At 68.2% G+C, this 6,382-nt stretch carries 6 protein-coding genes; 4 read left to right on the top strand and 2 right to left on the bottom strand.

The window, feature by feature from the left end; all coding sequences use genetic code 11:
• Window positions 1–108: 108 nt before the first annotated feature.
• Window positions 109–564: a pyridoxamine 5'-phosphate oxidase family protein gene (locus BST42_RS18450; RefSeq protein WP_083120740.1), complete on the top strand. Its 456-nt coding sequence runs from the start codon at window positions 109–111 to the stop codon at window positions 562–564.
• A 3-nt stretch (window positions 565–567) separates the two neighbouring features.
• On the opposite strand, the gene BST42_RS18445 is transcribed toward BST42_RS18450, so the two are convergent.
• Entirely contained in the window at window positions 568–1,395 is an 828-nt protein-coding gene (locus BST42_RS18445) for a dienelactone hydrolase family protein (RefSeq protein ID WP_083120739.1), read from the bottom strand.
• 13 nt (window positions 1,396–1,408) lie between these two features.
• Window positions 1,409–2,104 carry a DUF4245 domain-containing protein gene (locus tag BST42_RS18440; RefSeq protein WP_083120738.1) on the bottom strand — a complete coding sequence of 232 codons (696 nt, stop codon included), beginning with the start codon at window positions 2,102–2,104 and terminating at the stop codon, window positions 1,409–1,411.
• On the opposite strand from BST42_RS18440, the gene glpX reads away from it, so the two are divergent.
• The 3 genes from glpX to BST42_RS30325 all read left to right on the top strand — a co-directional run bounded on the left by glpX (window position 2,103) and on the right by BST42_RS30325 (window position 6,382).
• Window positions 2,103–3,134, top strand: a complete 1,032-nt coding sequence (gene glpX, locus BST42_RS18435; protein ID WP_083120737.1) for a class II fructose-bisphosphatase — start codon at window positions 2,103–2,105, stop codon at window positions 3,132–3,134. The genes BST42_RS18440 and glpX overlap by 2 nt on opposite strands.
• 12 nt (window positions 3,135–3,146) lie before the next feature.
• Window positions 3,147–4,559, top strand: coding sequence for a class II fumarate hydratase (locus BST42_RS18430; RefSeq protein WP_083120736.1), 1,413 nt, complete (start codon window positions 3,147–3,149; stop codon window positions 4,557–4,559).
• Window positions 4,560–4,987: 428 nt separating this feature from the next.
• Window positions 4,988–6,382 (top strand): hypothetical protein, encoded by a 1,395-nt coding sequence (locus tag BST42_RS30325; protein ID WP_165760872.1) that lies wholly within the window; start codon window positions 4,988–4,990, stop codon window positions 6,380–6,382.

Genomic DNA, 6,382 nt, shown 5'->3' with positions numbered 1-6,382 from the left:
TCGCCGCCAACTACCGCCACTGGCTCAACACCCAACACATCGACGCCGCTTGACCCGTGACAGAGATAGGAGCATCAGAACGCGGTCCCCGGCAGGCATGCTGGCCTCATGACGACGTGGCAAGACGTCCAGACAGCCGCACCTGAGTTCGCCCGGCGCGTGCAGTCGCTGTTCGACGCGCACAAGCACAAGACCATTGCGACGCTGCGCGCCGATGGCTCCCCGCGGATCTCCGGCATCGAATGCAGCTTCGCCGACGGCGAGCTCACGTTCGGCTCAATGCCCAACGCGCGCAAGGGTTCCGACCTACGCCGTGACCCGCGTTTCGCTCTGCACAGCGCGACGGTTGACCCGGTCGAAGGCAGCGAAGCGGGCTGGCCCGGCGAGGCGAAGATCGCCGGACGCGCCGTTCATTCCGGTTCCATCCCTGACGGGCCTGACGGCGACCTCTTCCGCGCCGACATCACCGAGGTCGTGCTCACCCACCTCAACGATGCCGCCACACTGCTCGTCATCGAGTGGTGGACGCCCGCTCACGGTCTGAAAGCCGTCGAGCGCGAATAACCCTCAGGTCAGCTGGTCCTTGAGGAACTGCACGACCCGCTTGCGCGCCTCGTAGGCCGGATGCCCCTCCCGCTCGCGCACCTCGAGAGCGAGCACCGAATGCGCGATGCGACCGAAGCCGTCCTTGTTGCCCTTCGACGAGTCGATCTCGATGACCTCGAACGAGTCGCCGAGCCGGTCCTTGAGTGTCTTGAACCGCTCGGCCGGCGCCATCGGATCCTCGCTGAAGCGCAGACCGAGCGCGCAGAGCCCGTCCTGCGCGGCGCGCTTCTCGATCACCTGCAGCTCACCTTCGGACATCCCGGGATCGCGCTTGTGCTTCAGCGTCAACCCGATCGGCACCGAGGGCTGGCTGAGCACCGAGGCCAGCACGCTGTCGTCGACGGCGGCGGCCAGCGCAAAACCACCGGAGAAGCACTGCCCGATCACCCCGACACCCTTGCCGCCGGCCGTCGCCTTGAGATCCCGCGCCAACGCCCGCAGGTAGTGCGACACCGGCCGGTCCTTATTTGTCGCGAACGCCGCGAACTCCTTGGCCACACACACTCGCGCCAGCGTCGGCACCATCATGGGCCCGCGCGCCGGCGCTCCGGGTGTTCCGAACAACGACGGCATCGCGACAGTGAAACCGTTGTCCACCAAGTAATTTCCCAACGCAAGCCCACCCGGATGGATGCCGGGGATCTCCGGGATCAGCACCACACCCGGCCCCGAGCCCTTGCGGTAGACGTCATGGGTGAATCCCGCCGCGGTGAACGGCTCCTTCACCCATCCGGTCAGGTCGGCGGCCGGAGCCGCCTGGCCGGCGACCTTCGACTCAGCTCCGGGCATTGACGTCTCCTCTTCAGCCAGGCGGCAGGGGCTTCTGCGTCTGTGTGGCAACGGCCAGCGTACGGAAGTCGTCGCTGCTCCCGGCCCCTGTTATGGCGAGTTGGGCGGGGCCGGCCTGACTGTCGAGGCGGGTGGTCCACACCGGTTCGGTGCCCTCGCCGCCCTCGTAGACGATCCACTTCACGCCGTCGACGTCTTGGGCGCCGGTGGGATACATCGACCGGTGGATCGAACCCACCAGCGCCTGCTCGTCGGCATTGCTCTGGGTCAGGCTCACATACATCTTGGACGCGGCGAGGTAGCCGACGGTCGCGGTGACGGCGCGCTGGCGCTGCCCCGTGGCGTCGGTGCGGCCGGCGTCGATTCCGCCGCGACTGCCGGAGTTGGCCCGCCAGCCGGCGGGGACCTGCGGCAATCGGATCGGGATCGCCAGCGTTTCAGCGTCTGCCTTCAGCGCGGCGGTCGCGTCATATGGAGGTGGCGTCCCGTCGCGAGGACTATTGGGCCGCACCGAACACATCCCGACCAGCCCGGCCAGCGCGATGCAGGCCACGATCAAGGGCGCCAGCGACCAGAACATGTCGCGACCGTCCTGGAGCAGCCTGGGCTTGGGCTCCCGGGGCGGTATGCCGGTCTCGGACGGGGTACTCACGCCTGCCAGTATCCCAGGTCTGGACGGCTGACCGGCTTCTGGGACAATCTCAGCCATGCCAGACGCCCGTCGCCGTGAAGCGCCCGATCGCAACCTCGCCCTGGAATTGGTTCGGGTAACCGAAGCAGGCGCCATGGCCGCCGGCCGATGGGTCGGCCGAGGCGATAAAGAAGGCGGTGACGGCGCGGCCGTCGACGCCATGCGTGAGCTGGTCAACTCGGTGTCGATGCGCGGTGTGGTGGTCATCGGCGAGGGCGAGAAAGACAACGCCCCGATGCTCTACAACGGTGAAGAGGTCGGCAACGGCGACGGGCCGGACTGCGACTTCGCCGTCGATCCGGTGGACGGCACCACGCTGATGAGCAAGGGCATGCCGAACGCCATCTCGGTGCTCGCGGTCGCCGAGCGCGGCGCGATGTTTGACCCCTCGGCGGTGTTCTACATGAACAAGATCGCCGGCGGACCCGACGTCGCCGACTTCATCGACATCACCTCGCCGATCGCCGCCAACATCCAGCGCATCGCCAAGGTCCGGAAGGCCTCGGTCTCCGACATCACCGTCTGCATCCTCGACCGGCCACGGCACGCCAAGCTGATGGCCGAGGTCCGCGAAGCCGGCGCCCGCATCCGGCTGATCTCCGACGGCGACGTCGCGGGCGCCATCTCCGCCTGCCGGCCGGAGTCCGGCACCGATCTGCTCGCCGGCATCGGCGGCACGCCCGAGGGCATCATCACGGCCGCCGCGATCCGGTGCATGGGTGGCGAGATCCAGGCCCAGCTGGCGCCCACCGACGACGAGGAACGTCAGAAGGCTCTCGACCGCGGCCACGATCTGGACCGGGTCCTGACGACCAAGGACCTGGTCGCCGGCGAGAACGTCTTCTTCTGCGCCACCGGCGTCACCGACGGCGACCTGCTCAAGGGTGTCCGGTACTTCGGCGGCGGGTGCACCACTCAGTCGATCGTCATGCGGTCGAAGTCCGGCACCGTCCGGATGATCGACGCCTATCACCGGCTCTCCAAGCTCAACGAATACTCCGCGGTGGATTTCACCGGGGACAAGTCCGCCGCATATCCACTCCCCTAAGAAAGGCGTTTGATGACCGACAGTGCTGTCGAGGGCGAATACCGCATCGAGCACGACACGATGGGCGAGGTCCGGGTACCGAAAGACGCCCTGTGGCGCGCCCAGACCCAGCGGGCCGTCGAGAACTTCCCGATCTCCTTCCGCGGTCTCGAGCGCACCCAGATCCGCGCGCTGGGCTTGCTCAAAGCCGCGTGTGCACAGGTGAACAAGGACCTCGGCAAGCTGTCCGCCGAAAAGGCCGACGCGATCATCGCCGCGGCCGGAGAGATCGCCGACGGGCTGCACGACGACCAGTTCCCCATCGACGTGTTCCAGACCGGTTCGGGCACCAGCTCCAACATGAACGCCAACGAGGTGATCGCCTCGATCTGTGAGCGCAACGGCGTGACGGTGCACCCGAACGACGACGTGAACATGTCGCAGAGCTCCAACGACACCTTCCCCACCGCCACTCACATCGCGGCGACGGAAGCTGCTGTGCGCCATCTCATTCCGGCGCTCGAGGTACTGCACGAGTCGCTGGCCGGCAAGGCCCGCCAGTGGCGCACCGTGGTGAAGTCCGGGCGCACCCACCTGATGGACGCCGTCCCGGTGACCCTCGGCCAGGAGTTCGGTGGCTATGCCCGCCAGGTCGAGGCCGGCATCGAACGAGTGAAGGCCACCCTGCCCCGTCTTGGTGAGCTGGCCATCGGCGGCACCGCGGTCGGCACCGGCCTCAATGCCCCGGACGGCTTCGGCGCCAAGGTCGTCGACGTGCTCGTCGAGCAGACCGGTCTGGCCGAATTGCGCACGGCGAAGGACTCTTTCGAAGCCCAGGCCGCCCGCGACGGGCTCGTAGAGGCCTCCGGCGCACTGAAGACCATCGCCGCGTCGTTCACCAAGATCGCCAATGACATCCGCTGGATGGGTTCGGGCCCGCTGACCGGACTGGGCGAACTCCAGCTCCCCGACCTGCAGCCGGGCAGCTCGATCATGCCGGGCAAGGTCAACCCGGTGATCCCCGAGGCGGTCACCCAGGTGGCCGCACAGGTCATCGGCAACGACGCCGCCATCACGGTCGGCGGGCTGTCGGGTGCGTTCGAACTGAACGTGTACATCCCGATGATGGCGCGCAACCTGCTGGAGTCGTTCACGCTGCTGTCCAACGTGTCGAAGTTGTTCGCCACCAAGTGCATTGACGGCCTTATCGCCAACGAGGAGCACCTGCGCGAGCTGGCCGAGTCCTCGCCGTCGATCGTGACGCCGCTGAACTCGGCGATCGGCTACGAGGAGGCCGCCAAGGTCGCCAAGCAGGCGCTGAAGGAGAAGAAGACGATCCGGCAGACGGTCATCGACCGCGGCCTGATCGGCGACAAGCTCTCCGAGGAAGAACTCGACAAGCGCCTCGACGTGCTGGCCATGGCGAAAGTCAAGGACGGCGACTAGAAGTCGATCACGCCGCCGCGGGCGGCGCTGGATGTCGAGGGGCCGGGTTCACACCCGGCCCCTCGATTGCGTTTGCCCCCGATACGGACGGCGCCGGGGTACGGAGTCCCACCGCTGACAATGTCGTGTCACCATCGGGACAGCTAACCCAGATTTCAACACTTCTAGCGATGGCAAATACATGGGATCGCATTCAAGCGAGCGGATCGGTCGACAGAGCGCGTACGCAAGCCGTCCGAGCATGGCCGAATTTAGCTGGAGTGACGTCAATTTCGGGCGACAGTCTCGTGTTGCGGCACCGGCGTCCGCCAGTCTGTGACAATTTTGCCGAAAGCCTTGACCGTCGATTCAGCAAACGCCTAGATTGAGCCATCCGCTCACAGCAAACACTCAAGTTTGTCTCGTGACGTTGACTCGAGGGGGTTCGCATGTCCAAACATCGCAAGGTCGGTCGTCCCGGAGGCATGTCAGCACGGCGAGGCATCACCGCCGGGATCGGCGCAACGGCGATGCTCAGCGTCGGCGTCCTGCTCGCCTCCTCCCCCGACACGCCGCACCCGGTGACGGGGTCACCGGCGATCCAACTGGCGTCGTTCGGATCGCCGCTGGCGCCCCCACCCTTGAGCCCCGGCACGGACCTGTGGTTCCTGGACAACCACAACTCATTGATCGGCACCGCATTCACACCCAACGCACTTGCCTCCGCCGTCACCGTCAACGGTTTTGACGTCTTTCGGCCCATCGGCCGTGGTGGCTGGCTGATCGGTGACGGACTCGACGCCCAAGAGGGTTGCACGGGTGCCGCCTGCAACGGCGGCAATGCCGGCATCCTCTTCGGCCGCGGCGGCGACGGCCTGAACGGAGGAAACGGCGGAAACGGCGGCCTGTTCTTCGGCACGGGGGGCACGGGCGGCACCGGTCTGGCCGGTGAAGTCGGCGGCCGCGGCGGCAACGGCGGGCTCTTCTTCGGCGCTGGCGGTGCCGGTGGCCAGGGCGGCGCCGGCACCACGGGCACCATCTCGTCAGTCACGGGAGGCAAGGGTGGAGCCGGCGGTCAAGGCGGAAACGGCGGATTCTTCGGTGGGTCGGGCGGCATCGGTGGGACCGGCGGCCTCGGCGGCGCCGGCTACGGCAACCCGGCGGGAGTCGTCCCACCCGGTGTCGGTGGTGACGGCGGAGACGCAGGGGCCGGAGGTAACGGCGGCTTCCTCGGCGGCAACGGAGCCACCGGCAACGGCGGCGACGGGGGTGTCGGCGGAGACGGTATCGACAGCAACGATCCCGCTGTCCCCGGCGGCAACGGCGCCGACGGCGGCAACGGCGGCGCGGGCGTCGTCGGCGGAACAGGTGGCCAAGGCGGTCAAGGCGGAACCGGCGGAGCGAACCTCGGCACGAACGGAACCGGCGGAACCGGCGGCAGCGGCGGCAAGGGCGGTAAGGGCGGCACCGGCAGCACGACCGGCGGCACTGGCGGCCAGGGCGGTCAGGGCGGCACCGGCGGTCAGGGCGGCACCGGCGCCGGTGCTGCGGGAGGCAACGCAGGCACCGCCGGTCAGGGTGGTCAGGGCGGAACGAGCTCCACCGGAGCGGGCGGTAAGGGCGGCAAGGGTGGCACCGGCGGGACCGGCGGCTCGACCGGCGCGGGAGGGACCGGCGCCAACGGCGGTACCGGAGGTGCCGGTGGCGGCGGCGGTGCCGGCAGCAGTGGCGCGACGCCCGGCAACGGCGGAAACGGCACGAATCCCGGCAACAACCACAACGGGGCCAACGGCGGCACGGGCGGTGCCGGTGGCAGCGGGGGCGACGGCGCCGGCGCGGCCTAG

The organism is Mycolicibacterium rhodesiae (assembly GCF_002086695.1).
Classification (GTDB): Bacteria; Actinomycetota; Actinomycetes; order Mycobacteriales; family Mycobacteriaceae; genus Mycobacterium; species Mycobacterium rhodesiae.
This window is presented reverse-complemented; position numbering and strand designations above follow the sequence as displayed.

Coding starts and splice junctions, on each gene's coding strand:
- BST42_RS18450 (WP_083120740.1), top strand. CDS start 109: ATGACGACGTGGCAAGACGTCCAGACAGCCGCACCTGAGTTCGCCCGG.
- BST42_RS18445 (WP_083120739.1), bottom strand. CDS start 1,395: ATGCCCGGAGCTGAGTCGAAGGTCGCCGGCCAGGCGGCTCCGGCCGCC.
- glpX (WP_083120737.1), top strand. CDS start 2,103: ATGCCAGACGCCCGTCGCCGTGAAGCGCCCGATCGCAACCTCGCCCTG.
- BST42_RS18440 (WP_083120738.1), bottom strand. CDS start 2,104: ATGGCTGAGATTGTCCCAGAAGCCGGTCAGCCGTCCAGACCTGGGATA.
- BST42_RS18430 (WP_083120736.1), top strand. CDS start 3,147: ATGACCGACAGTGCTGTCGAGGGCGAATACCGCATCGAGCACGACACG.
- BST42_RS30325 (WP_165760872.1), top strand. CDS start 4,988: ATGTCCAAACATCGCAAGGTCGGTCGTCCCGGAGGCATGTCAGCACGG.